Annotated in this window: 22 protein-coding genes; 15 read left to right on the top strand and 7 right to left on the bottom strand. The window is 74.1% G+C overall.

Annotation, left to right across the window (positions count from 1 at the left end; all coding sequences use genetic code 11):
* Positions 1–22: 22 nt before the first annotated feature.
* Entirely contained in the window at positions 23–604 is a 582-nt protein-coding gene (locus J1G43_RS01880; RefSeq protein WP_207377840.1) for a DinB family protein, read from the bottom strand.
* Positions 605–798: 194 nt separating this feature from the next.
* On the opposite strand from J1G43_RS01880, the gene J1G43_RS01875 reads away from it, so the two are divergent.
* The 4 genes from J1G43_RS01875 (at position 799) to J1G43_RS01855 (ending at position 7051) form a co-directional block, all read left to right on the top strand.
* Entirely contained in the window at positions 799–2235 is a 1437-nt protein-coding gene (locus J1G43_RS01875; protein WP_207377839.1) for an endo-1,4-beta-xylanase, read from the top strand.
* A 134-nt stretch (positions 2236–2369) separates the two neighbouring features.
* Positions 2370–3695, top strand: coding sequence for an FAD-binding oxidoreductase (locus J1G43_RS01870; RefSeq protein WP_207377838.1), 1326 nt, complete (start codon positions 2370–2372; stop codon positions 3693–3695).
* Between the two features lie 62 nt (positions 3696–3757).
* On the top strand, positions 3758–4702 hold the full coding sequence (locus tag J1G43_RS01865) for a pseudouridine synthase (protein WP_207377837.1): 945 nt from the start codon (positions 3758–3760) through the stop codon (positions 4700–4702).
* Positions 4703–4915: 213 nt separating this feature from the next.
* On the top strand, positions 4916–7051 hold the full coding sequence (locus J1G43_RS01855; protein ID WP_307859447.1) for a cellulase family glycosylhydrolase: 2136 nt from the start codon (positions 4916–4918) through the stop codon (positions 7049–7051).
* Between the two features lie 80 nt (positions 7052–7131).
* Here J1G43_RS01855 and J1G43_RS01850 read toward each other — a convergent pair whose 3' ends face one another.
* Positions 7132–8805: an MFS transporter gene (locus J1G43_RS01850; RefSeq protein WP_207377836.1), complete on the bottom strand. Its 1674-nt coding sequence runs from the start codon at positions 8803–8805 to the stop codon at positions 7132–7134.
* Between the two features lie 177 nt (positions 8806–8982).
* Between J1G43_RS01850 and J1G43_RS01845 the strand changes: the two genes are divergently transcribed.
* Complete coding sequence (locus tag J1G43_RS01845) at positions 8983–9789, top strand: MBL fold metallo-hydrolase (RefSeq protein WP_207369757.1); 807 nt, start codon at positions 8983–8985, stop codon at positions 9787–9789.
* 30 nt (positions 9790–9819) lie between these two features.
* Here the strand turns inward: J1G43_RS01845 and J1G43_RS01840 are convergent, their stop codons facing one another.
* From J1G43_RS01840 to J1G43_RS01830, 3 genes are all read right to left on the bottom strand, one after another.
* The gene (locus J1G43_RS01840) at positions 9820–11889 is read right to left on the bottom strand and encodes an endo-1,4-beta-xylanase (RefSeq protein WP_207377835.1); all 2070 of its coding nucleotides are present in this window, start codon (positions 11887–11889) and stop codon (positions 9820–9822) included.
* A gap of 197 nt (positions 11890–12086) precedes the next feature.
* Positions 12087–13325 (bottom strand): MFS transporter, encoded by a 1239-nt coding sequence (locus J1G43_RS01835; RefSeq protein WP_207369755.1) that lies wholly within the window; start codon positions 13323–13325, stop codon positions 12087–12089.
* A 142-nt stretch (positions 13326–13467) separates the two neighbouring features.
* Positions 13468–13842 carry a hypothetical protein gene (locus J1G43_RS01830; RefSeq protein WP_207377834.1) on the bottom strand — a complete coding sequence of 125 codons (375 nt, stop codon included), beginning with the start codon at positions 13840–13842 and terminating at the stop codon, positions 13468–13470.
* Between the two features lie 130 nt (positions 13843–13972).
* On the opposite strand from J1G43_RS01830, the gene J1G43_RS01825 reads away from it, so the two are divergent.
* The 7 genes from J1G43_RS01825 (at position 13973) to J1G43_RS19760 (ending at position 21100) form a co-directional block, all read left to right on the top strand.
* Positions 13973–15400, top strand: a complete 1428-nt coding sequence (locus tag J1G43_RS01825; protein ID WP_207377833.1) for a serine hydrolase — start codon at positions 13973–13975, stop codon at positions 15398–15400.
* A gap of 94 nt (positions 15401–15494) precedes the next feature.
* Entirely contained in the window at positions 15495–15812 is a 318-nt protein-coding gene (locus J1G43_RS01820) for a helix-turn-helix transcriptional regulator (protein WP_207377832.1), read from the top strand.
* Positions 15809–16336, top strand: coding sequence for an SRPBCC domain-containing protein (locus J1G43_RS01815; protein WP_207377831.1), 528 nt, complete (start codon positions 15809–15811; stop codon positions 16334–16336). The genes J1G43_RS01820 and J1G43_RS01815 overlap by 4 nt, the downstream gene beginning before the upstream one ends.
* Positions 16333–16755, top strand: coding sequence for a VOC family protein (locus tag J1G43_RS01810; protein ID WP_207377830.1), 423 nt, complete (start codon positions 16333–16335; stop codon positions 16753–16755). Before J1G43_RS01815 ends, J1G43_RS01810 begins: the two co-directional genes overlap by 4 nt.
* A gap of 165 nt (positions 16756–16920) precedes the next feature.
* Entirely contained in the window at positions 16921–17520 is a 600-nt protein-coding gene (locus tag J1G43_RS01805) for a hypothetical protein (RefSeq protein ID WP_207377829.1), read from the top strand.
* Positions 17521–17682: 162 nt separating this feature from the next.
* Entirely contained in the window at positions 17683–20463 is a 2781-nt protein-coding gene (locus J1G43_RS01800; protein ID WP_207377828.1) for a glycoside hydrolase family 9 protein, read from the top strand.
* A 178-nt stretch (positions 20464–20641) separates the two neighbouring features.
* Positions 20642–21100 (top strand): putative immunity protein, encoded by a 459-nt coding sequence (locus J1G43_RS19760; RefSeq protein ID WP_374191790.1) that lies wholly within the window; start codon positions 20642–20644, stop codon positions 21098–21100.
* Here the strand turns inward: J1G43_RS19760 and J1G43_RS01790 are convergent.
* On the bottom strand, positions 21063–21545 hold the full coding sequence (locus J1G43_RS01790) for an NUDIX hydrolase (protein ID WP_307859445.1): 483 nt from the start codon (positions 21543–21545) through the stop codon (positions 21063–21065). The two genes, J1G43_RS19760 and J1G43_RS01790, sit on opposite strands and share 38 nt — an antisense overlap.
* 29 nt (positions 21546–21574) lie before the next feature.
* Positions 21575–22237, bottom strand: a complete 663-nt coding sequence (locus tag J1G43_RS01785; protein WP_207377827.1) for a TetR family transcriptional regulator — start codon at positions 22235–22237, stop codon at positions 21575–21577.
* A gap of 99 nt (positions 22238–22336) precedes the next feature.
* On the opposite strand from J1G43_RS01785, the gene J1G43_RS01780 reads away from it, so the two are divergent.
* The 3 genes from J1G43_RS01780 (at position 22337) to J1G43_RS01770 (ending at position 24664) form a co-directional block, all read left to right on the top strand.
* A complete protein-coding gene (locus J1G43_RS01780) occupies positions 22337–23239 on the top strand; it encodes an SDR family NAD(P)-dependent oxidoreductase (protein ID WP_207377826.1) in 903 nt (300 codons plus the stop codon).
* Positions 23240–23330: 91 nt separating this feature from the next.
* A complete protein-coding gene (locus J1G43_RS01775; RefSeq protein ID WP_207377825.1) occupies positions 23331–23999 on the top strand; it encodes an SRPBCC family protein in 669 nt (222 codons plus the stop codon).
* Positions 23996–24664: a DUF4166 domain-containing protein gene (locus J1G43_RS01770; RefSeq protein ID WP_249670666.1), complete on the top strand. Its 669-nt coding sequence runs from the start codon at positions 23996–23998 to the stop codon at positions 24662–24664. The genes J1G43_RS01775 and J1G43_RS01770 overlap by 4 nt, the downstream gene beginning before the upstream one ends.
* Positions 24665–24733 lie beyond the last annotated feature (69 nt).

Genomic DNA, 24733 nt, shown 5'->3' with positions numbered 1-24733 from the left:
GCGACCCCAGCGGCTGAGCCCGTCAGCGTCCCGCCGCCTCCCGCGCCGCCTGCTCGATGCGCCCGCGGAACGACGCCCACTCGTCCGTCGTGCGGTCCGGGACGTTCGGGTCCCCCGCGACCAGGCCCGTGGCGCCGTCGAGCTGCTCGCGCAGCACGTCGGCGTGCCCGGCGTGCCGGGCGACCTCGCCGACCAGGTGCACCAGGACCTCGTGGAGCGTCGCCCGGGGCTCGGGCCACCACGGCACCTCGCCGACGGCGTCGAGCGGCAGCGCCTCGACGGTCGCGTCCGCGTGCTCCGCGGAGTGCCGCCACACGTCGAGGATCGCCTCGCGGCTCTCGTCCGCCGTGGCCCAGAGGTCCGCGTCGCGCTCGGCGGTCTCGGCGGACCAGGGCAGCTCGAGCGGGCTCGGGCGACCGAAGACCAGGCCGAGGTACTCGACCTGCACGCTCGCGACGTGCTTGACCAGGCCCAGCAGGTTGGTGCCGGTGCCCGTCAGGGGCCGCCGGACGTCGTACTCGTCGAGCCCGTCGAGCTTGCCGACGAGGCCGTCGCGCTGGCGGCACAGCACGCGGTGCAGCGTGGCCTTCGGGTCGGTGTCCATGGCACCGACGATGCCACCCGGGACCGACACCCGGGCCGCCCGCCGGCCGCAGTGGCCACGCCGCGCACTATCGGAGCGCCCACCGAAACGTGAAGCGTTTACGTGCGTTGACGGGCCCATCGGGTGGTCGAAGAGTGGGGCGTCCGCCGACCGGCTCGCTGACGACCCGGCCATCGGCTCATCAAGGAGGAACGATGACCCCCCCACCCCAGCTCCGACGCGGGCGCCCCCTGGTCGCACGCGGCGCCTCCGCCATCGCGATCGTCGCGCTCGCGGTGACGGCCGCCGCGGCCATCCCGGCGCAGGCCGCCGGCTCGACGCTCCAGGAGGCCGCCGCACAGAGCGGCCGCTACTTCGGCACCGCGATCGCCGCGAACAAGCTCAGCGACTCGACCTACGTGACCATCGCGAACCGTGAGTTCAACATGATCACGGCCGAGAACGAGATGAAGATGGACGCGACGGAGCCGAACCAGAACCAGTTCAACTACAGCCAGGGCGACCGGATCCTCACCTGGGCCAAGCAGAACGGCAAGCAGGTCCGCGGGCACGCGCTCGCGTGGTACTCCCAGCAGCCGGAGTGGATGAAGCGCATGGAGGGCTCCGCGCTGCGCAGCGCGATGGTCAACCACGTCACCCAGGTCGCGACCCACTACAAGGGTCAGATCTACGCCTGGGACGTCGTGAACGAGGCGTTCGCCGACGGCAGCTCCGGCGGCCGCCGCGACTCCAACCTGGAGCGCACCGGCAGCGACTGGATCGAGGTGGCCTTCCGCGCCGCGCGCGCCGCCGACCCGGCCGCGATCCTCTGCTACAACGACTACAACATCGACGACTGGTCGCACGCCAAGACCCAGGGCGTCTACCGCATGGTCCGTGACTTCAAGCAGCGGGGCGTGCCGATCGACTGCGTCGGCCTGCAGTCGCACTTCAACCCGCAGAGCCCGGTCCCGGCCAACTACCAGACGACGATCGAGAGCTTCGCCGCCCTCGGCGTCGACGTGCAGATCACCGAGCTCGACATCGAGGGCTCCGGCTCGGCACAGGCCGAGAACTTCCGCAAGGTGACCCAGGCCTGCCTCAACGTCGCCCGCTGCACCGGCATCACGGTGTGGGGCGTGCGTGACACGGACTCGTGGCGCGCCTCGGGCACCCCGCTGCTGTTCGACGGCAACGGCAACAAGAAGCAGGCGTACACCTCGGTGCTCAACACGCTGAACGCGGCGAGCCCGACCACGCCGCCGCCCACCACGCCGCCGCCGACGACCCCGCCGCCGACGACGCCCCCGCCCACGACCCCGCCGCCCACGACCCCGCCGCCCACCACGCCGCCGCCGACGACCCCGCCGCCGGTGACGGGCAGCTGCTCCGCCGCACTGACCATCGCCAACGCGTGGCCCGGTGGCTACCAGGGCACGGTCACGGTGACGGCCGGCTCGTCGTCCCTCAACGGGTGGCGGGTGACCCTGCCGGGTGGCGTCTCCACGAACAACGTGTGGAACGGCGTGGTCTCCGGCAACGTCGTGAGCAACGCGCCCTACAACGGCTCCGTCGGGGCCGGGCAGTCGACGACCTTCGGGTTCATCGGGAACGGCAACGCCCCGTCGCCGACCTCCCTCACCTGCTCCTGAGCTGAACCCCGGCCGGTGGCCGGGACATGACGGCGGCGCCGCACCTTCGGGTGCGGCGCCGCTGTCGCGCGTGCGGCCGTGTCGCGTTGTCGGAGGGCCTTGGCAGAGATGCCCGACGGCGCGACAGTGGTGAGATGTCCGTCGCGCCGCTTCCCGCCCGGTTCACCGGAGAGGTGCTCGTCCCCGGTTCTGCCGGGTACGACGCTGCGCGCACGGTGTGGAACGGTGCCGTCGACCGCCGGCCCGCGTACGTCGTGCGGTGCGCCGACCCGGACGACGTCCGCACGGCCGTCCGCGTGGCGCGCGACCTCGGGCTGCCGCTGGGCGTGCGGGGCGGCGGCCACAGCGCCGCCGGCCACGCGGTGCCCGACGGCGGGCTGATGATCGACCTGGCGGGGATGCGGGGCGTCGTCGTGGACCCGGGGGCCCGCACCGCGCAGGTGCAGGGCGGGGCCCTCCTCGGGGCGCTGGACGCGGCGGCGCAGCCGTACGGCCTGGCGACGACCGCCGGCATCGTCTCCCACACGGGGATCGGCGGCCTGGCGCTGGGCGGGGGTGTCGGCTGGCTCGCCCGCATGCACGGCCTGACCTGCGACAACGCCCTGGGATACGAGGTGGTGACCGCCGACGGCGACCTCGTTCGCGCCACCGCCGAGGAGCACCCGGAGCTGTTCTGGGCGCTGCGCGGGGGCGGCGGCAACTTCGGCGTCGTCACACGCTTCGACCTGACGCTGCACGACGTCGGCACGCAGGCACTCGCCGCGGAGGTCGACCTCGACCCGGCGGCAGCGCTCGACGCGCTGCGGACGTGGCTGGCGCTCGCGCAGGTCGCGCCCCGGTCCGTCACCCACACCGCCACGGTGCGCGCCGGTGGCCTGCTCACCCTCGGGTTCGTGCGGGTGGGCCCACCCGCCGACGCCGAGCCGTGGCTGGCCCGGCTCGACGGGCTCGGGCCCAGCCTGGCTCGGCGGGTGACGCCGTCGAGCTACATGGACCTGCAACGGCGCTCCGACGTCCACACGTCGTTCGGCCGGCGCCGGTACATGAAGAGCCACTACGTGCGCGACCTGCCGGACGCCGGGCTCGAGGCGTTCCTGGCCCATGCCGAGGCGGAGGTGGGCGCGGCGGACCTCGTCGCCTACGGCGGTGCGATCGCGGAGGTCGACCCGGGCGCGACGGCCTTCGCGCACCGCGGCGCGTGGTTCGAGTACGGCGCGGGCGCCCAGTGGCAGGACCCGGCCGACGACCAGCACCGCGTCGCGACCTGCCGGCGGCTCGCCGCGACGATCGAGCCGTGGAGCGTCGGCGCGTACGTGAACGCGCTCGGCGCCGAGGGCGCCGGCGGCGTGCGACGGGCGTACGACGCGGCGACGTTCGCGCGGCTGCAGGAGGTCAAGACGGCCTGGGACCCGCACAACGTCTTCCACCTCAACCAGAACATCCCGCCCCTGGGCGCCTGAGCACGAGCCGGCCCCGGCCGGCGCCCGTCCGCCGCACGACGACGGCCTCGTACCATCGACGCGTGCCACCCCGCTCCCCCCTCCCGGCACGCCACGGCCTGGACGCCGCCCGCCTGTGCACCCCGCCCCCGGCCCGCGGCGTCCCCGCGGCGTGGCCCACGATGGGCGCCTGGCTGCGCGACCGGCTCCCCACGCACGTCGACGTCGCCGGGATGCTCGCGGCGGGCGAGTTCGTCGACGAGGACGGACGCGCGCTGCGGGACGACGACCCGTTCGTCCCCGCGCGGCACGTGTGGTTCCACCGCGTCCTGCGCGAGGAGCCCGTGGTCCCCGGGACGATCCACGTGGTCCACCGCGACGAGCGGCTCGTGGTCGTCGACAAGCCGCCGTTCCTGTCGACCATCCCCCGCGGGCGGCACATCGTGCAGAGCGTCGTCGTGCGGCTGCGCGCCGAGCTGGACCTGCCGGAGCTCTCGCCGCTGCACCGCCTCGACCGCAACACCTCCGGGCTGCTCATGCTCGCCACCGAGCGTCGCTGGCGCGGGGCGTACCAGACGGCGTTCGAGCGCCGCGCCATCGACAAGACGTACCGCGCCCTCGCGCCGCTGCGCGCCGACCTCGAGCTGCCGACGGTGGTGCGGAACCACCTGCGCAAGGTGCGCGGGACCACGCACGCCGAGGTCGTGCCCGACGCCCCGGTCAACGCGGTGACGCACGTCGAGCTGGAGCGCGAGGTCGACGGGCTCGGGGTCTACCGGCTGACGCCGCTCACGGGCCGCACCCACCAGCTCCGCCTACATCTCTCGGGCCTGGGGATCCCGATCGTCGGCGACCCGCTCTACCCGGTGGAGCGCGAGATCGACCTCGACGACTTCCGCGAGCCCCTGCAGCTGCTGGCCGCCGAGGTCGGGTTCACCGACCCGGTCGACGGGGGACGGCGGGAGTTCCGCAGCGTGCGGGAGCTGCCGCTGACGGCCGAGACGGACGGCGCGCAGCCGGAGGGCTGACGCCGCGCGCCCCTCGACGTCGCCACCCCGGCACCCCCCGGGTGGGTCTGCGGCGTCCCCGCACCCGGGCGGCCCCGTCGGTGTCCCGGACCGACGAAGCGTTTCGCGCAGTGCGCCGGCAAGCGCTGTCTGCGACGGTCGGTCGTGGCCGGTGTGATCGTTCCCAGGCAGGCGACCGGGGCGCCGGCGGGCGACGGCACCGAGGAGAGACCCGTGACCACTGCTCCCTGGCACGCACGCCTGCGGCGGCGCGTCACCCCGTTCGCCGTCGCCCTGGTCGCGCTGCTGGCCGGCGGGACGGCGACGGCGGGCACGGCGCACGGCGCTGCCGGGTGCCGCGTCGACTGGACCGTGACGTCGCAGTGGCCGGGCGGGTTCACCGCCGACGTCACCGTGGCCAACCTCGGCGACGCCCTGGACGGCTGGCGCCTGGCATGGACGTTCCCGTCGGGCCAGCGCGTGACCCAGGCCTGGAACGCGACCACCACGGCGACCGGGGACCAGGTCGTCGCGACGAACGCGCCGTACAACGCCGCCCTGGCGACCGGCCGGTCCGTGTCGTTCGGGTTCCTCGGCTCCTGGGCCGGCAGCAACCCGGCGCCCACGGCGTTCACGCTGAACGGCGTCCCCTGCACGGGTCAGGTCGGCACGTCGCCCACGCCGACCCTCGACCCCTCGCCGTCGCCCACCGTCGCACCGACGCCCACCACGCCGTCACCCACGCCGACGACGTCGCCGCGTCCGAGCCCGTCGGCGCAGCCCGCCGACGCGATGGCGACCGTCGCCGCCATGCAGCCCGGCTGGAACCTCGGCAACACCCTCGACGCGATCCCGGACGAGACCGCGTGGGGCAACCCGCTCACGACGCGCGAGCTGCTGCACCACGTCCGCTCGGAGGGGTACAACAGCATCCGCATCCCCGTGACGTGGACCGACCACGTCGGCCCGGCGCCCGACCACACGATCGACCCGGCGTGGCTCGCACGGGTCGAGCAGGTCGTGGACTGGTCCCTCGACGAGGGCTTCTACGTGATGCTCAACCTGCACCACGACTCCTGGCAGTGGGCCGACGACTACCCGGCGGACCGCGAGGCCGTCCTCACCCGGTACCGCGCGCTGTGGGACCAGATCGCCGTGACGTTCCGTGACCGCTCCTCGCGGCTCGTCCTCGAGAGCCTCAACGAGCCCCAGTTCGCCGGCGTCACGGACGAGCAGGGCGACGTCCTCGTCCAGGAGCTCAACACCGACTTCGTCGAGCGGGTGCGGGCGACCGGTGGCGGCAACGCCACCCGGCTGCTGGTGCTGCCGACCCTCCACACGAGCAGCGAGCAGCCCCGGCTCGACGCGCTGGCCGACACGATCGACCGGCTCGACGACCCGAACCTCGCCGCGACCGTGCACTTCTACGGGTGGTGGCCGTTCAGCGTGAACATCGCCGGCGGCACCCGCTACAGCACCGAGGTCGAGCAGGACCTGGTCAGCTCGTTCGACCGGGTGACCGACACGTTCGTCGAGCGCGGGGTCCCGGTCGTGATCGGCGAGTGGGCCCTGCTGGCGTGGGACCACACACGCCCCGGGATCATCGAGCGCGGCGAGTTCCTCAAGTACCTGGAGGCCGTCGGGCACCACGCCCGGACCCGCGGGCTGACGACGATGGTGTGGGACGCCGGGCAGTTCCTCGACCGCAACACGCTGACCTGGCGTGACGAGGGCGTGCACGCCATGATGCGCGCGAGCTGGACGCAGCGGTCCGGGACGGCGTCGTCGGACGAGCTGTACCTGCCGGGCGGCGGCCCGGTCACCGCGAGGTCGCTCACCCTCAACCCGAACGGGACGACGTTCCAGGGGCTCTGGCACGACGGCACCGAGCTGGTGCGCGGCACCGACTACACCCTCGACGGCGAGCGCCTCACCCTGTCGGCCCCCGCGCTGACCCGCCTGGCCGGCGAGCGGCGGTACGGCGTCGCGGCGACGCTCGAGGTCCGCTTCTCCCAGGGCGTGCCGTGGGAGATCCACGTCGTCACCGCCGACACCCCGGTCCTGGCCGCCGCGACGGGCACGACCGCGTCGTTCGCGATCCCGGCGGAGCTCCGCGGGGACCGGCTGGCCACCATGGAGGCCCGCTACGCCGACGGCTCCAACGCCGGGCCGCCGTCGTGGACGTCGTACAAGGAGTTCTGGAGCTCCTTCCGGCCCGACCCCGCGACCGGGACGATCCTGCTGACCCCGGAGTTCTTCGCCGAGGTCCGCGACGGCACCGTGACGCTGACGTTCCACTTCTGGAGCGGTGCCCAGGTCACCTACACGGTCACGAGGACCGGGACGTCGGTGGTCGGCACCCCGTCGTGAGCGCGGCGGGGCGCGCCGTACGCCGGTGGGCGGGCGATGGCGGTGGGCGGTCGTCGGGCGGTGGGCGGTCGTCGGGCCGGTCAGCTCCCGGGGTCGCCCGGAGCGTCGGCTCCCGGCGTCGCCGCCGCGACACCGCGGTTCCGACCGCGCCGTCCACGCGGCGGCTCCCCCGCACCCGAGGGACGGTTCTCGGGGGGCGCCTGGTCCGCGGCCCGGTGCGGCAGGGCGAACGTCACCGCGACGCCGACCAGCAGCACGCCGGCGGCGATGCCCGTGGTGATCCGGCTGGCCTGGACGAGCGCCTGCTCGGCGTCCACGGCCGCGTCGGCCGTCGACGGGTCGGCCGCGAGCGCAGGGATCCCGGCGCCTGCCGACTCGTGGACGACGTCGACGACACCCTCCTGCACCTCACGGGGCAACGCGGAGTCGTCCAGCCGCGCCTGGGTCTGCGCGGTCATCGTGGTGATGAGCAGACCACCGAGGAGCGCGACGCCGAGCGCGGAGCCGAGCTGACGGACCGTCGTCTGGAAGCCGGACGCCTGGCCGCTCTCGGCGACCGGCACGTCGACGAGGATGACGCTGGTCAGCTGGGCGGTGGCCATGCCGACGCCGACCCCGTAGAGGAACAGCCAGGCGGCGATCGCCGCACCGGGGACGGTCAGGCTCATCGTGAGCGCCAGGCCGCCGATGGCGACGGCCTCGAGCACCAGACCGACCCGCACGACCGTCGTCTGGCCGAGGCGCTCGGCGAGGCGCGGCGTCGCGCCGGAGACGAGGAACGTCCCCAGCGCGAGCCACAGCACGATCCAGCCGGTGCCCAGCGCGGAGTAGCCGAGCGCGCCCTGCAGCAGCAGCGGCAGCGTGAACAGCAGGCCGAACTCACCCATGGACACGATGAGCGCCGCGCTGATGCCGTACCGGAACGACGGGATGCTCAGCAACGAGAGGTCGACGAGCGCGACCTTCCCCTGGCGCACCCGCCGGCGCTCGACGACGACGAACATCGCCACGAGCAGCACACCGAGCGCGAGCGCGACGGGGACGGGCGACAGGTCGCCGGCGTCGGTGAACCACCAGCCGTAGTAGTCGCCCTCGATGAGCCCGAAGACGATGCCGGCGAGGCCGATGCTGGACAGCAGCACCCCGGGGACGTCCGCACCGCGCTGGAGGGTGGGGTCGCGGGTCTCGTCCAGGGTCCTCGCGATGCCCACCAGCGCGAGCAGGCCGAAGGGGATGTTGAGCCAGAACGCCCACCGCCACGACACGTCGGTGGCCAGCCAGCCGCCGACCAGCGGCCCGACCGCGGCCATGCCACCGATGGTCGAGCCCCAGATGGCGAACGCGATGCCCCGCGCCCGCCCCGTGAACATCGCGTTCAGCGTGGACAGGGTGCTGGGCAGCACCATCGCGGCGCCCAGGCCCTGCACGAGCCGTGACGCGATCAGCATGGCCGGGCTGGTGGCCGAGCCGGCCCCGAGGCTGGCGAGCATGAACACGACGAGACCGATCGCGTACAGCCGCTTGCGGCCGTACAGGTCGCCGATCCGCCCGACGGTGAGCATCAGCGAGGCGAACACCAGCGAGTAGATGGCGTTCATCCACTGCGCCCCGGCGGAGTCCAGACCGAGGTCCTCGATCACCACCGGGAGGGCGACGTTGACGATCGTCGCGTCCATGATGACGAGGGAGACCCCGAGCGACAGGGTCCCCATCGCGAGCCAGCTGCGACGGGTGATGACGGTGGACTCGCTCATGGTGCGCTCCTCGATCCACCGGTGGTGCACCGGCTCTTCGAGCGTACTTTGTCGACGCGGTGTCGGTAAAACTGGGCAGGTCGACGGTCGAGACGCCTACGTGCCGCAGGACGTCGACCCGATGAGCCGACGTGACCCCGGCGGTCGACAGACAAAAGCCCTCGAGAAGGAGCCGCCATGCTCACCCAGGTCGCTGACGCCACGCACGTGCACACGAGCGGGTTCGTCCTCAGCAACGCCGTGGTCGTCGAGGGGCCGGCCGGTGCGCTGCTGGTCGACCCCGGCGTGACGAGCGGCGAGATCGACTGCCTCGCCGCCGACCTCACCGCGCGCGGCACCGCCGCGGTCGTCGCCTTCTCGACGCACCCGGACTGGGACCACGTCCTGTGGCGGCCGACGCTCGGGGACGCACCGCGCTACGCGACCGGGCGGGCCGCCGACACCATGGCCGGGCTGCTGCGCGACCCGCAGACGATCGTCCGCATCGCCGAGCACCTGCCGCCCGAGATCCACGGGCAGGTCCCCCTGGCGCTGCTCGGACTGCTGACCTCGCTGCCGGACGGGACGCCGCACCTGCCGTGGGACGGACCACGCACGCGCATCGCCGAGCACCGCGCGCACGCACCCGGGCACGCCGCCCTGCTCGTCGAGGAGCAGGGGGTCCTGGCTGCGGGCGACATGCTGTCCGACGTCTTCGTCCCCATGCTGGACCTGGACTCCGACGGCGACCCGGTCGAGGAGTACCTCGCCGCCCTTGACCTCCTCGAGACGGTGGCCGCCGACGCGGACGTCGCCGTCCCGGGGCACGGGACCGTCGCCCGCGGCCCCGCGATCAGCGCCCGCATCGCCCTCGACCGGGCCTACGTGCACGCCCTGCGGGACGGCGAGGGCCCCGACGACCCCCGCATCGGGCCGTCCGCGCCGGAGGGATGGGAGTGGGTCACGGGCATCCACGAGTGGCAGGCGGAGCGGCTGGGTCGCTGACCCGGCCGCGCCGCCCGCCCCCGTCGCGGATCAGGTGCCGCAGACCTCGTCCGGCGCGACGACGACGTCGACCCGCCCACCACCGGGTGCGAAGGTCACGCACCGCTCCTCCTCGACCGCGCCCGTCGAGTCCACGCTGCGGTAGCCGAGCGTCTGCCGGTCGGCGCGCTTGAGCCGGAACGGAGCGTCGTAGGCGGTCCACGCACCGCCGTCGACCCGGTACTCGGTGCGGGCGAGGGTGGCGGGTGCCGTGACCTGGGCGTCGAGCGTCACGGTGACCCAGTTGGTGCCCTGGTAGGACAGCGTCGTCGCGGGCGGCACGGACGGCTCGGGCTCAGGCTCGGTGATCCCCTGCGGCCAGCTCACCAGCAGCTGGTCGCCGGCGTCGGTCACCTGCTCCACGGTGATCGTGTTGATCGAGAAGGCGTTCCCGCCCCCGCCGCCACGGATGCCGATGTTGCCGATCAGGCCGTCGGCCGGCTGCGACCCGTCGAGGGTGATCTCGCTGACCAGCGTGTAGCTGCCCATGTTGACCATGCCGCTGTTGAAGTGCGCGGGCAGCTGCGTGGCGACCTGGTCGGCCGCGTACGGGTGGGCGTTGACCAGCGCACCGTCGGCCGTCGTGTAGCCGCCGTTGCTGTTGTCCCGCAGCCACCGCACGCGGATCGCCGTGGTGCCCTTGGCCGTGTAGTTCACGGCGATGCGGTACGTGGCGCCGGGCTCGGGACGGAAGGCCACCTCGCCGTCGTCGGTGGTGGACCAGGGCCACGCAGACGCGTCGTCGCCCAGGACGATGTTCGCGCCGCTCCACGAGTCACCGGCCGACGTGTCGAACACGTGCACGCCGGGCACGGGTGCCGGCTCCTCGCCGCCGGAGGTGTCGATGTAGTCGTGGGTCGCCAGGAACTCGTCCGGGTACAGGATGCCGAGCAGCGCGAGCTTGGCGTTGCCGTCGTAGTCGTAGGGCATGGCGAACTCGCCGCCCTTCCAGCCGGTGCGCACGTCACGGACGCCCGCCAGCTTCACGGCGGCGACGACCTTCGGGTTGTCCGTCGTGTTGCCCGGGCCGGCGGCGTGGTCCCGGTACACCTGGAACAGCTCGGCGTACTTCATGCCCTGGTTGTTCTCGTTCTCGGGCGTCAGCTCGCCCGGCGGCAGGGCGATGTCCATCTCCGTGACGTGGACCTCGACGTTCCCGAGCGTCGCGAAGAGGCGGATGTTCTGCTCGACGGCCGCGACGTCGGTGGCCAGGTTGTAGTGCCCCTGCATGCCGATGACCTCGATCAGCGGCTTGCCGCCCGGACGGGTGCCCGCGTGGCGCTCGTTGATCTCCTTGACCATCTCGAAGACCACGCGCGCCTTCGCCGGGGAGTCCAGGCCGAAGTCGTTGTACGTGAGCTTCACGTCCCAGCCGTGGGCGTCGACGACCTCGGCCGCCTTGACGAACGCGAGCTCCACCCAGTCGGCGCCCAGCGCCTGGTACCAGCCCTCGCCCTTGGCCAGCGAGGCGCGCCAGTCGGCGGGGTCCGCGGTGCCGACGGCCTCGTTGACCACGTCGATCGCGACCAGCCGGCTGCCGAAGTGCCCGAGGACGTTCTCGATGTGGGTGTTCAGGTTGTCCAGCGCCACCGTGCGGTCGAACGTGCCCGGCTGGTCGAACCGGGCCGGCGGCGCGTCCCACATCCACGTGGGCGTCTGGGAGTGCCACGCCAGGGTGTGGCCGTAGAGGTCGAGGTCGGGGTTGCGCGACGTGTAGCGGGCGAACGCCGCCTCGGCCGCGTCGTACGTGAACACGCCCTTGTCGCGCTGCGTGCTCTCGGGCTTCATCTCGTTGCCCGGGGTGTAGGAGGCGTAGTTGTACAGCAGGCCCTCGATCTCACCGGCGCCGAAGATGCCGAACGAGAAGTGGTCCGCGTAGACGTCCTTCATCGGCGGGTAGTGCTCGAAGGTCCGGCCCGCCGGGGGCAGGGTCGGCTCGGCGGCCGCGACCGCCGGCTGGGCCGGGCCCAGCGCCGCGAGCGCGAGCAGTCCCGCGAGGGCGCCGGCGAGGACGGGCCGGGCCGGTCCCCTCGCGGCGCGGGAGGCCCGTGACGCGGCCACCCCTCCGATCGTGCCGCCGTCCGGTCGCGCATCCGACATGGGATCCCCTCCAGGCACTCCCGCGGCGCGTCGTTGCGCCGGGGCTCGGTGTGGCAAACGTTCTCCATCGAGAACGTGCCCGAACCTAGCCGCCGTGACGCGGGGGCTGTCAAGGGTCGCGTGACGGCGCGGTCGTGGTCAGTGCGCGTCGGGAACGGTCACCGACCGCCCGTGCGCAGCCCTGCCGCGGCGCAGATGCCGAGCAGGCCCGCCACGGCCGCCGGCCAGAAGGCGTGCGCCAGGGACCCCGCGAGCGCACCGCTCGCCGCCGCCCCCGCGGAGAGTCCCAGCACGAGCGCCGTGGCCAGCAGCGACATCGTCGACGCGACCAGCCGCGGCGGCGCCACGCGCTCGGCACGCGCGTAGCCGCTGACCAGCAGGGTCCCCGCGCCGACGCCGAGGACGAGCGCGCACGCCGCCGCACCCCACGCGCCAGGGAGCGTGGCCAGGCCCACGGCACCGACCAGCACCGCGACACCACCGACGGCCACCCGCGCCGCGAGGCTCCCGCGACCGACCAGCCGCGAGAGGAACAGGCTCGCGATCGCGCTGCCGATCCCGGCGCAGGCGTAGACCACACCGGTCAGCTCCTCGGTGCCGCGCGCGGCGTTCACGGCCGTGAGACCGGTCTGCGTCGAGCCGAACGCGGCGCCGACCGCCAGGGCGGCGAGCATCGGCGCGACGAGCGGACGCAGGTCGAGCCGCGCGCCGTCGTGCTCGGTACCCGCGACCGGTGCGGTGCGGCGGGGCCAGATGGCCCGGTCGGTCCACAGGTACGCCGCGAAGGCACCCTGCCCCACGACGGCGAACCCGACCAGGACCCACAGCGCGGGCACCGGCCCCAGCAGCGCCACGAGCAGGCCGGCGGCCACGGGCCCGATGACGAACCCGAGCTCGTCGGCGGCCACCTCGTACCCCAGCGCGCGGCGGACGAGGTCGAGGCGTCCGTCGCGCCGCGCCAGGTGCGACCACCGCGAGCGCGCGATGGACCCGACCTGCGGGTTCGCAGCACCGACCACCGCCGCGCACAGCAGCAGCGCCCACGTGCCGACGTCCCGCGAGGTGACGGCGAGCACCGCCAGCAGGCCGGCCACCTGCACCGCCGTCGCGACCGCGACGACAGGGAGCGGCCCCCACCGGTCGACGCTGCGCCCGACGAGCGGGGCACCGACGGCCGTGCCGATGCCGACGGCCGCGACCGTCGCACCGCCGAGCCCGACGCCGAGACCGGAGGAGGCCACGAACATCAGCAGACCCAGCTGGATCATCGACGAGGGGATCCGCCCGACGAGGGCGGTCACGAGGAAGGGCAGGCCGCCGGCGGCGGGCAGCGAGGTGCGGGCGGCGGGCGCGCGCGTGAGGGACTCCGCGCGCGTGGGCGCGAGCTGGGACGTCAAGGTGGGTGCTCCAGGGTGCGTCGAGTACCCGCGCGCCCCACCCCACACACGGAAGACTGCCCCTGATCTGGTCCCAGGATACGCGAGCCCGCGGCGACCGCCACGTCCGGCGGCGGACCCACGGGCGCCGGAGGGGCGTCGGTCAGTCGGCCCCCGGTCGCTCGGCCCGCCCCGGACCCCCCTCCACGTCAAGCGCTCGGCGCCGGACCCGGCGCCGCTCGCTCACGGTGACCGTCACGACGGAGACGAGCACGACCGCCAGGGCCGCGACCCACAGCCGGCCGTCGTCGGACCCCGTCACCCGCAGCACGACGCAGGCGACGACCCCGGCCATGCCGGCCCCGAGGGCCACCTTCCCGAGGGGCGTCATGTCCGACGGTGCGCGCCCGGGCTCCCAGGACCCGTCCTCCCGCTGCCCGCTGCGCAGCAGCAGGTCCCGGGTCGTGGCACCGCGGAGGTACCAGGAGATCCCCAGCACGGGCAGGCCGACGAGCAGGCCGAGCAGCACGTCAGGCACGGGATCCCCCTGGTGGACCTGGTTGTCGGTCCAGGGTGGCACCGGGGGCGCCGCGACGCGCGGCGGCCCGGCACCCTGCGCGAGCCCGGCCTGGTCGAGGCGCGGCAGGACGCCTCGCTACTGTGCCCCGATGCCGTCCCGACGCGCACTCCTGCCCCGGTCGACGCCCGCCGCGACCGGGGTCGACTCCCGCGCCGTCGCGGCGATGCTCGACGACCTCGAGGCGCGCGACGTCGAGTGCCACTCCCTCATGGTGGTGCGCCACGGCCACGTCGTCGCCGAGGGGTGGTGGGCGCCCTACTCCGCGGACCGGCCGCACCTGCTCTACTCGGCCACCAAGTCCTTCACGTCGGTCGCGGTCGGGCTCGCGGTCGCCGACGGCCTGCTCGCGCTGGACGACCGGGTGGTGGACGTCCTGCCCGACCACGTGCCGCACGACGTCCCCGACCAGGGCCGCCGCCTGACGGTGCACCACCTGCTCTCGATGACGACCGGGCACGCCACGGACACCCTCGAGGACGCGTGGGGCCTGGAGCCCGGCGACCTGGTGAAGGGGTTCCTGCGCGTGCCGTTCGCCGCGCCCGAGGGGACGCGCCACGTCTACGACAACGCCACGACGTTCGTCCTCGCGCGGATGGTCGAGCGCGTGACCGGGCGCGGCCTGCCCGAGCTGCTCGACGAGCGCCTGTTCCGCCCGATGGGCATCGAGCACGCCGAGTGGGACCGCGTCGGCAGCGGGGCCGCCTTCGGGTTCCACGGTCTGCACCTGACCACCGAGGCGCTCGCCGCGTTCGGCGAGCTGCTGCTGCGCGGCGGCCGGTGGGGTGACCAGCAGCTCGTCCCCCGGGAGTGGGTGGAGCTGGCCACGCGGCAGCACGTCCCGACGGAGCACGTCGAGGGGTCGGTGGAGGGCGCCGACGCCTGGTGCGGGTACGGCTACCAGTTCTGGATGTCCCGTCACGGGTACCGGGCGCACGGGGCGTACGGCCAGCGGTGCGTCGTCGTCCCGTCGCACGACCTCGTCGTGGCCGTGACCGGGGCCACCGAGCCGCAGGACGTGCTGGACGCGATCTGGGAGCACCTGCTGCCCGGCCTGGACGGTCCGACGAGCGCGCGCGACGACGAGGCGCTCGCCGACCGGATGCGGCGGCTGTCGCTGCCGACGGTGCCGGGGTCGGCGCCCGCGGGGCGCGCGGTGACGGCCCGCGTCGTCGCGCCGGACGCCGACTCCCCGCTGGCGGACGGGACCTCCGTGGTCGTCCACCCGACCGGCGACGGCTGGGTCGTGCGGCTCGGACCCTCGATCGAGGTCGCGGTCGGGCACGCCGCGTGGCGGGAGAGCACGCCGCTCGGCCGGCCCGTCGTCGCGTCGGGAGCCTGGCAGGGCGACACCTTCGTCGCCGACCTGGTCGTCGTCACCACCCCGCACCGGGTCCGCCTGGTCGTCGACGCGGGCTCCGGCACCGCCGTCGCGACGTGGAGCACCCCACCCCTGACGACACCGGACCTGGCGCTGCACCTGCGCTCGCCGCTCATGACCCGTCCCCGTCACGCGTAGCCGGCCCGCCCCGGGTGGGCCGGGTTCCCGAGCGCCGCCGGTCGGTCTCGTCCGTACCTATTGTGTTACGTACCCATACGGGTACGCTCGTCCTGTGGATGCCGTCCTGCACGCACTCGCCGACCCGAGCCGACGCACCGTGCTCGAGATCCTGCGCGACCACGACGCCACCGCGGGCGAGCTCGCCGAGGCGCTGCCCATCGCCCGGCCCGGCGTGTCACGTCACCTGCGGGTGCTGCGGGACGCCGGGCTGGTCGAGGCACGGCAGGAGGCGCAGCGCCGGATCTACCGGCTGCGGCCGGAGGCGTTGATCGAGGTCGACGACTGGCTCGACGACTACCGCGCGCTGTGGACCAACCGGCTCGACGCGCTGCACACCGAGATCCGCCGAGGGAAGAAGGCCAGGACATGACCAGGACCGCGATCATGCGCGCGATCGACGCCACGACCGGGGCGATCCGCGTCGAGGACGTCTACGACACCGACATCGACGACCTGTGGCAGGCGTGCACGGTGCCCGAGCGGCTCGCCCGGTGGATGGCGCAGGTCTCCGGCAACCTGCAGCCCGGCGGCGTCCTCCGGGTGACGTTCACCAGCTCCTGGGCCGGCATGGCACGCGTCGAGCTCTGCGACGCGCCCCACCACCTGCTCCTGAGCACCTCCTCCCCCGACGGCGGCGCCGACGGCCGGCTCGAGGCGTGGCTGACCGCCGAGGGCGACCGCACGCGCCTCGTCGTCGAGGAGCGCGGGCTGCCGCTGACGAACCTGCACGCCCACGGCGCCGGCTGGCAGACCCACCTCGAGGACCTCGGACGCGCGCTCGCCCTCGACGCGTCAGCCCACCCCGAGGGGTGGTCCGCCACCCGGCCCGCGCCCCGGTGGGAACGCCGGTGGGCGGAGCTGGCGCCGACGTACCAGGCCATGGGCGTGTCATGACGTCCGACGCGATCCGCCTGAGCGCCGTCACGCTGAACGCCCCCGACGCCCTCGCGCTGGCCCGCTTCTACGCGGAGATCACCGGAGGCCGGGTCCAGGGCCGGGCCGAGTGGGCCCGGGTCTCGGGCCCCGGCGGGGACATCGAGTTCCAGCAGGTCGCGGACCTGCGCCCACCCACCTGGCCCGAGGGCGACACCCCGATGCACAGCCACCTGGACTTCCACGTCGAGGACCTCGCCGCCACCGAGGCCCGGGTGCTCGCGGCCGGCGCGACCCGCTTCGACACCCAGCCCAACGCCGACCACTGCCTGGTCTACGCCGACCCGGCGGGGCACCCGTTCTGCCTGTCGCTGTGGGACTGGCCGCAGATCGTCGAGCACCTGGGGGTGCAGGCAGACGCCCCGCACCCCTCGGCGTGATCCCTCCGCGCCCCATTCCTCCCCGTGCGCGCCTCCCGCGGTCTAGGGTGGCGAGCGCTCGTCCGGCCGCACCGGCACCGGCGTCGGCGTCACCGGACAGCGTCGTGGCACTCCCGGTCCGGTCACGGGTCGGAGTCGTCGCCACCACGAGCCCTCGGAGGACCGATGACGCCGCGCACGAGCACCACGGGCTCCCCACGTCGCACCGCTGCGATCGGGGTCGTCGCGTTCACCGTCACGGTCGCGACGGCCGGGGTCGCCTACGCGGTCGCGAGCATCGCCCGACCGGCCGCGGACGTGGCGGCCGATGACGCCGCACCGCTCGCGCCGGCGGTCGACGCAGACCTGGAGGTGAAGATCCCGGCGACCCCTGTCCTCGAGGACTACTTCCCGGGGGCCGAGGAGTACACCCAGGAGCGGTCCGACGCGTTCTGGGGCGCGGGGTACCACATGGAGGACGCGGGCGCCCTCGCCGAGCTGTGGAACGTCAGCCTGATGGAGGCGAAGGGCCGGGCCGGGCAGCTGCTGCTCGACGGGGAGCCTGTCCCGATCGCGCCCGGCTCGTCCCTCGACATGACGGACCCCGCGACCATCGCGATGCTGGAGTCGATGGCCTACTGGGACGCGGGCTACACGCACGAGGACGGCGTGACCCTCGGTGCACTGTGGGGTGTGGACGCCTACGAGGCCAAGGCCATGGCCGGCAAGATGCTCCACACCGGGCACCAGCTCCCGATCACCCCGAGCGGCACCCCGTCCTCCTGAGCCCACCGGGCCGCACCTAATCGATTCCGCGACGACGCGACCCTCGGACCCGCAGGCCGGCCGACCTACCGTGACGGAAGCGCTCCTGCACCGTGCCCCAGCGTCGGGGCCGCGCGGCCGGGCGCCGCCCGCACATCGCCGGCCCCCACCCCGAGGACTGCCATGCCACCGATCACCCGCGAGCGCGCCCGACGCGGTGGCCGGCTCTCCGGTCTCGCGGCCACCGCCGCGCGCACCGTCGCCGTCGTCGCCGCCCTGACCGTCGTGGGCGGCACCGCGCCCGCGGCCGTGGCCGCCCCCGACCCGGGCACGCCGGTCAAGGTCAACCAGGTCGCGTACGTGCCCGGCGTCGCCAAGGTCGCGACGCTCGTGAGCACGTCGACGGCGCCGGTCGCCTGGACGCTGCGGGACGCCGCAGGCCGCACGGTGGCCGAGGGGACGTCGACGGTCAAGGGTGCCGACGCCCTGTCCGGCGACCGCACGCACCTCATCGACTTCTCGTCGTACGACACCCCGGGCACGGGGTACGTCCTGTCCGCGGGCGGCTCGAGCAGCCTGCCGTTCGACATCTCCGCCGACCCCCTGAAGAAGCTGCGGTACGACGCGCTCGCGTTCTTCTACCACCAGCGCTCGGGCATCGCGATCGAGGCGCAGTACGTCGGCAGCACGTACGCGCGCGCGGCCGGCCACCTGGGTGTCGCACCCAACCAGGGCGACACCAGCGTGCCGTGCCGGCAGTCGTGCGGGTACAGCCTGGACGTGCGCGGCGGCTGGTACGACGCGGGTGACCAGGGCAAGTACGTCGTCAACGGCGGCATCGCGACGTGGCAGCTGCAGAACGCGTACGAGCGGACGCTGCACGTCGACGGCGCGGACCGCGCGGCGCTGGGCGACGGCACCCTCGCGATCCCCGAACGCGCGAACGGCGTGCCGGACGTGCTCGACGAGGCGCGGTGGGAGGTCGACTTCCTGCTGCGGATGCAGGTGCCGACCGGCCGCACCGACGCCGGCATGGTGCACCACAAGATGCACGACGAGAACTGGACGGGGATCCCGACGATCCCGTCGCAGGACGCCCAGCGGCGCATCCTCGCGCCGGTCAGCACGGCCGCGACCCTCAACATGGCGGCCGTCGCCGCCCAGGCCGCGCGCCTGTGGGAGCCGTACGACGCGACGTTCGCCGCGAAGGCGCTCAGCGCCGCACGCACCGCGTACGCGGCGGCGAAGGCGAACCCCAACCGGATCGCGTCGGCCACCGACGGCACCGGCGGCGGCGCCTACGGGGACACGTCCGTGACCGACGAGTTCTACTGGGCGGCCGCCGAGCTGTACGCGACGACGGGTGAGTCGTCCTACCGCGCCGACGTCACCGGCTCGTCCTTCTACAAAGGCGTGAGCTTCGCGCAGCGCGGCTACGACTGGGGCTGGACGGGCGGCCTGGGCGACACGACGCTCGCCCTGGTGCCGACCGGCCTGCCCGCGGCGGACGTCGCCGCGACGCGCTCCGCGATCGTGTCGTTCGCGGACGCCGCGCTCTCACGGCTGGCGAACCAGGCCTACCCGGCGCCGAACAACGCCGGCTCCGTGTACTACTGGGGCTCGAACGGGCAGGTCGCCAACAACGCGAACGCGCTCGCGCTGGCGTACGACTTCACGGGCCAGGCGAAGTACCGGACCGCCGTGTACGGCGCGCTCGACTACTTCCAGGGCCGCAACCCGCTCAACCAGTCGTACGTCGCGGGCTACGGCGAGAAGGCCGTGCGCAACGTGCACCACCGGTTCTGGGCGAACCAGAACGACGCGTCCCTGCCGATCGCCCCGCCCGGGTCGTTCTCCGGCGGCCCCAACAGCGAGCTGCAGGACCCTGTCGCCGCTGCCGAGCTCGCCGGCTGCGCCGCGCAGAAGTGCTTCGTCGACGACATCGAGGCGTACTCCGTCAACGAGGTGGCGATCAACTGGAACTCGGCGCTCGCGTGGCTCACCGCGTGGGCGGCCGAGCAGGCGGGTGGGCAGGCACCCGCCGACACCACCGCACCCAGCACCCCCGGCACCCCGGTCGCGAGCGCCGTCGCGGACACGTCGGTGACGCTGACGTGGGCCGCGTCGACCGACGCGGAGAGCGGGGTCGCGGGCTACGACGTGCTCGACGCCGCAGGGGCGGTGCTCGCGACGTCGACCACGACGAGCGCGACCGTCTCCGGGCTGACGGCCGACACGGCGTACACGTTCACGGTCCGCGCCCGCAACGGCGCCGGTCTGGCGTCGACGTCGGCACCCCTGACCGTCCGCACCACGGGCGGCGGGACCCCCGTGGACGCCCCGCCGTCGACGCCGGGCACGCCCGCCGCGTTCAACGTGACGGCGACCGGGATGACGCTCGTGTGGGCCGCGTCGACCGACGACGTCCGCGTCGCCGGGTACGACGTGCTCCAGGTCGAGGGTGCCGCACAGACGGTCGTCGCCACGTCGACCACCCCGTCCGTCACCATCGACGGGCTCGCGGCGGACGGCGTGTACACGTTCGTCGTGCGCGCCCGGGACTCCGCCGGTCAGCTCTCCGGTGTCTCCGCGCCTGTCACGGTCGACACGTCGCCCCGCATCAGCCCGACGCCGACGCCGCCGCCGACCACTGCAGCCTGCACGGTCACCTACACGGCCAGCTCGTGGGGCTCGGGCTTCACGGCCGCGGTCACGGTGACCAACACGGGCTCGACCGCGTGGTCGTCGTGGCAGCTCGGCTTCACGTTCCCGGGCGACCAGAAGGTCACCCAGGGCTGGAGCGCGACGTGGAGCCAGACGGGCGCGACGGTCACCGCGACCAACGCCGCCTGGAACGGGTCGCTCGCCGCGGGCGGGTCGACGAGCATCGGGTTCAACGGCTCGTACAGCGGCACCAACGCCGCACCCACCGGGTTCACCGTCAACGGGGCAGCCTGCTCCTGAGTGGACGGCCCGGGGCGCTCCCCGGAGTCGACGGCGGCCGTCGGTCCACGTGACCGGCGGCCGTCGCCGTGCCGCGTCGAGGGTGTCTAGTGTCGGGACGTGGTCTCTCCCCAGGCACTGAGCGAGGCGGACCCGGCGCACGGTCGCCGGGTGGGCGGCGGACTGCGCGGAGCGCGTCCTGCCGCTCTTCGAGGCGGAGGCACCGGACGACGACCGCCCGCGCGACGCGATCGCACGCGCCCGGGCGTTCAGCCGCGGTGAGCTGCGCGCCGCCGACGAGATCCGCCGGCGCTTCGTCGCCGGCCGCGCCGCGAACGCCGTCAGCTCGCCCGCGGCCGTCGCCGCGGCCCGGGCGGCGGCGCAGGCCTCGGGCGTCGCCCACATGGGTGCGCACGCCCTGGGGGCCGCGGCCTACGCCGCGAAGGCCGCCGGCCTCGCGCTCCCGGATCGCCCGGACGCGCTCGACGTAGAGGTCCGCGAACAGGTGCACCGCATGAGCGCGGACACCCGGGTGGCGCTGCGGCGTCTTCCCCTGCTCGGTGAGGACACGGCGGGACCGCTCGGGTCGGGGCTGCTGGCGTCCGGCGTCCTCGCGACCGTCATCCGCATGATCCAGGCGGACCTGGCCACGTCCTGACGTGCTCGACGGCGAGGCGCACGATCTCGGGCGTGGGAGCGTCCAGCGGGACCTCGTCGAGCGGCACCCACGCGGCGAAGTCGGTCGTCCCCCCGACCTCGGTCGTCCCGAGCTCGCCGCCCACCACCCGGGCGCCGAACAGCACGCGCACGGACTTGAACGGACGTCGGCCGTCGCCGGCCGGTCGGGTGAACGAGTGGGTCGTCAACGGTGCGTCGAGCTCGACCTCGTAGCCCGTCTCCTCGCGCACCTCGCGCACCACCGCCTCCTCGACGGACTCGTGGAACTCGACGCCGCCGCCGGGCAGGGTCCAGCTCGGCGTGGACCCGTTGAACCAGGTGAGCAGGATGTGCTCGCCGTCGCTGACGACCGCGTAGGCCGCCAGGCGCGTGTCGTACTCGGTGAACTCCACGGTCTCCTCCGCCACGACGTCGTGCCGCCGCACCGGGCGGCTCGCGGAGACTACCGGCCGGGTCAGTCGCGCGGCAGCACGCCCAGGAGCGCGGAGGTGAGGGCGACCTCGAGCGCCTCGCGCAGGTCGAGGTGGAGCACGGCAAGGGCCGGGTCGGCGGCGTAGGCGGCGAGGACGCTCGGCGGCGGCGGGACGTACGACGACACGGCGCCCGCCATGACGAGGCACGTGAGGCTGAACAGGCGGGCGTCGCCGATCTCGGGCAGGTGGCGCCGGACGATCCCGGCCATGGTGTCGAGCAGCGCGAGCGACGCACGCTTGTGCCGCGTCACCACCTCCACCGAGACGTTGTGCTCGAGGACCCCGCCCTGGGCGCCGAAGAGGTCGCACAGCACGGGCCGTGCCGCCAGCGACGCGCTGATGACCTCGGCGAGCCGTCGCGCGCGGTCCTGCGGTGCCGCGTCGGCGTCGATGCCCGCGGCGAGCTCCTGCTCCAGGTCGCGCAGCCAGTCCGCCAGGAAGTCGTCCAGGAGCTCGAGCAGGACCGCCTCGCGGGAGTCGAAGTACCGCAGGACGTTGGACTTGGCCAGGCCCACGCGCCGGCTGAGCTCGTTGAGGCTCACGTCCGCCACGGGCATCTCGTCGAGCATCGCCGCGGCGGTGTCGAGGATCGCGCGGCGCCGGATCTGCCGCTGCTCCTCGCTTCGCGCACGCTGGAACGTCACGGTCCGAGCCTAGCTTGCGGACCACCGGTCTCTTGACTAGCAGACCGGCGGTCACTTACGTTCGGCATAAGAGACCGGCGGTACATTGAGGAGCCTCCCATGAACGAGCGCTGGACCGACGAGCACGTCCCCGACCAGAGCGGCCGCGTGGCCGTCGTGACCGGCGCCACCTCCGGCCTGGGCTACGAGACGGCCCGCGTGCTCGCGCAGCGCGGGGCGACGGTCGTCCTGGCCGTCCGGGACGTCGAGAAGGGCAAGCAGGCGGCCGCCCGCATGACGGGCGACGTCAGCGTCCAGGCGCTCGACCTCACGTCACTCGCCTCGGTCCGCTCGGCCGCGGCCGACCTGCGCGCCGCGCACCCGCGCCTCGACCTGCTGATCAACAACGCCGGCGTCATGTACACCCCGCGGCAGACCACCGCCGACGGCTTCGAGCTGCAGCTGGGCACCAACCACCTCGGCCACTTCGCCCTCACCGGCCTGCTGCTCGACCGGCTGCTGCCCACCCCCGGCTCGCGCGTCGTGACGGTCGCCAGCACCGCCCACCGCCTGCGCGCCGCCATCCACTTCGACGACCTGCAGTGGGAGCGGTCGTACAGCCGCGTCGGCGCTTACGGGCAGTCGAAGCTCGCCAACCTCATGTTCACGTACGCCCTGCAGCGCCGGCTCGCGTCGCACGGCACCACCGTGGCGGTCGCCGCCCACCCCGGGGTGTCCCGGACCGAGCTGCTGCGCAGCGCCCCCGTGGCGATGCGGCTGCTCGTCGACCGCATCGCCGGTCCCTTCCTCCAGAACGCCGCGATGGGCGCGCTGCCCACCCTGCGCGCCGCCACCGACCCGCACGTCGAAGGCGGCCAGTACTACGGCCCGGACGGGCGGCGGCAGATCAGCGGCCACCCGACGCTCGTCGCCTCCAGCCCGGAGTCCCACGACGAGGCGGTCCAGGAGCGCCTGTGGACGGTGTCCGAGGAGCTCACGGGGGTGACCTTCCCCCGGGCGTGAGGCTGTGGGCCGCAGGCCGCCGGGTTCGCCCCGCCGCCACGCCTCGGACGTCGGGATTGTCCCGCCGGACGTGTCGGGACATAGTGGGAGCGTGCCCACCCCGATCTACGTCGAGACGCACATCCGCGCGAGCCTCGACCGGGTGTGGGAACTCACGCAGGACACGCAGCAGCACCCGCGGTGGGACGGGCGGTTCAGCCGCATCACCCCGGTCGAGGCCCTGGCGACCGGCGGCTACCGGTTCCGCTACGAGCTGCGCGTGCCCTTCCACACGCTCGCGGGGACGGGTACGAGCCTGGGCGAGCGGCACCGCCCCGACGGCACGTGCACGTCCGCGCTGCGGTTCACCACCCCGGACCGTCTCTCGCCGCTGGGCGACGGGCGGGGCTACTGGCGCTACGTCCCGACCGCCGACGGCGTGACCTTCGTGACCGGCTACGACTACGAGCCCGGGTGGGGCAGGGCGCTGGACCGCCTCGTCGTGCGACCGCTCGTCGGGTGGCTGACCGCCTGGAGCTTCGACCGGCTGCGCCTGTGGGCCGAGGACGGCGTCGAGCCCGAGCGCTGGCCGCTGTGGTCCGTGCTGGCGGTGTGGCGCCCGGACCGTCCGCGCGCGGGTCGCTGCCTGCGAGCGCCCCGCCGGGGACCCACCGACCGGGTTGCGCCGAGCAGGACGGCGCCGACCGGCGCCCCCACCCCTCCGGGCCCGTCCGTCATGGACGACGCCCCCACGACGCTCGACCAGCTGGAGGCACCGTGACGTCCGTGTTCGCCCAGGCCCTCGGCGCGGACTTCGCGCGCCTGCACCCGATGCTGCAGCGGCGGTTCGGCGTCGGCCTCGACGCGGGGTACGCGTGCGTGGGCCGCGGCGTCATGCAGGAGATCCGGCGCGGGCCGTGGTGGACGCTGCCGTTCCTGCAGCTCGGGGCCGTGCGCAACATCCTGGTCCCCGACGTCGGGCACGACGTGCCGTTCACCATCTCCAACTTCCCGTACCGCGACCCCTTCGGCAGGGAGACCGTCACGTTCGTGCGGGAGTACCGCGTGCGCGGCCGCACCCGGCGGTTCGACGCCACGATGGTCCTGCACGAGGGCCGGGTCATCGACTACCTCGGGACGCACCAGCACCTCGCCGTCGACCTCGACCTGCGTGTCCTCGACGACGGGTCGCTGCACCTGACGACCCACGGGCAACGGTTCTACGAAGGGCCGGTCGGCTTCCGCTTCCCGATGCTGCTCAGCGGTGAGGCCCGCCTCCACGAGTGGTTCGACGACGACGAGCAGCAGTTCCACGTCGACCTCGAGGTCCGCAACCGGCTGCTGGGGTTCCTGTTCGGCTACCGCGGCACGTTCACGTGCGAGTTCCCCGACGCGGTCGACGCGCCCGGCGCCCTACGGCCGGTGCGGCACGAGGTCCGTACCTGACGACGTGCTCGACGGCGCGACGTCCGCCCGCAGTCCCTGCCCTGCAGGTACGGTCACGGCGACGAGAGG

It is taken from the genome of Cellulomonas sp. zg-ZUI22, assembly GCF_017353535.1.
Taxonomy (GTDB): Bacteria; Actinomycetota; Actinomycetes; order Actinomycetales; family Cellulomonadaceae; genus Cellulomonas; species Cellulomonas wangleii.
The sequence above is the reverse complement of the archived record's forward strand: the minus strand, read 5'-3'. Positions and strand labels throughout refer to the sequence as shown.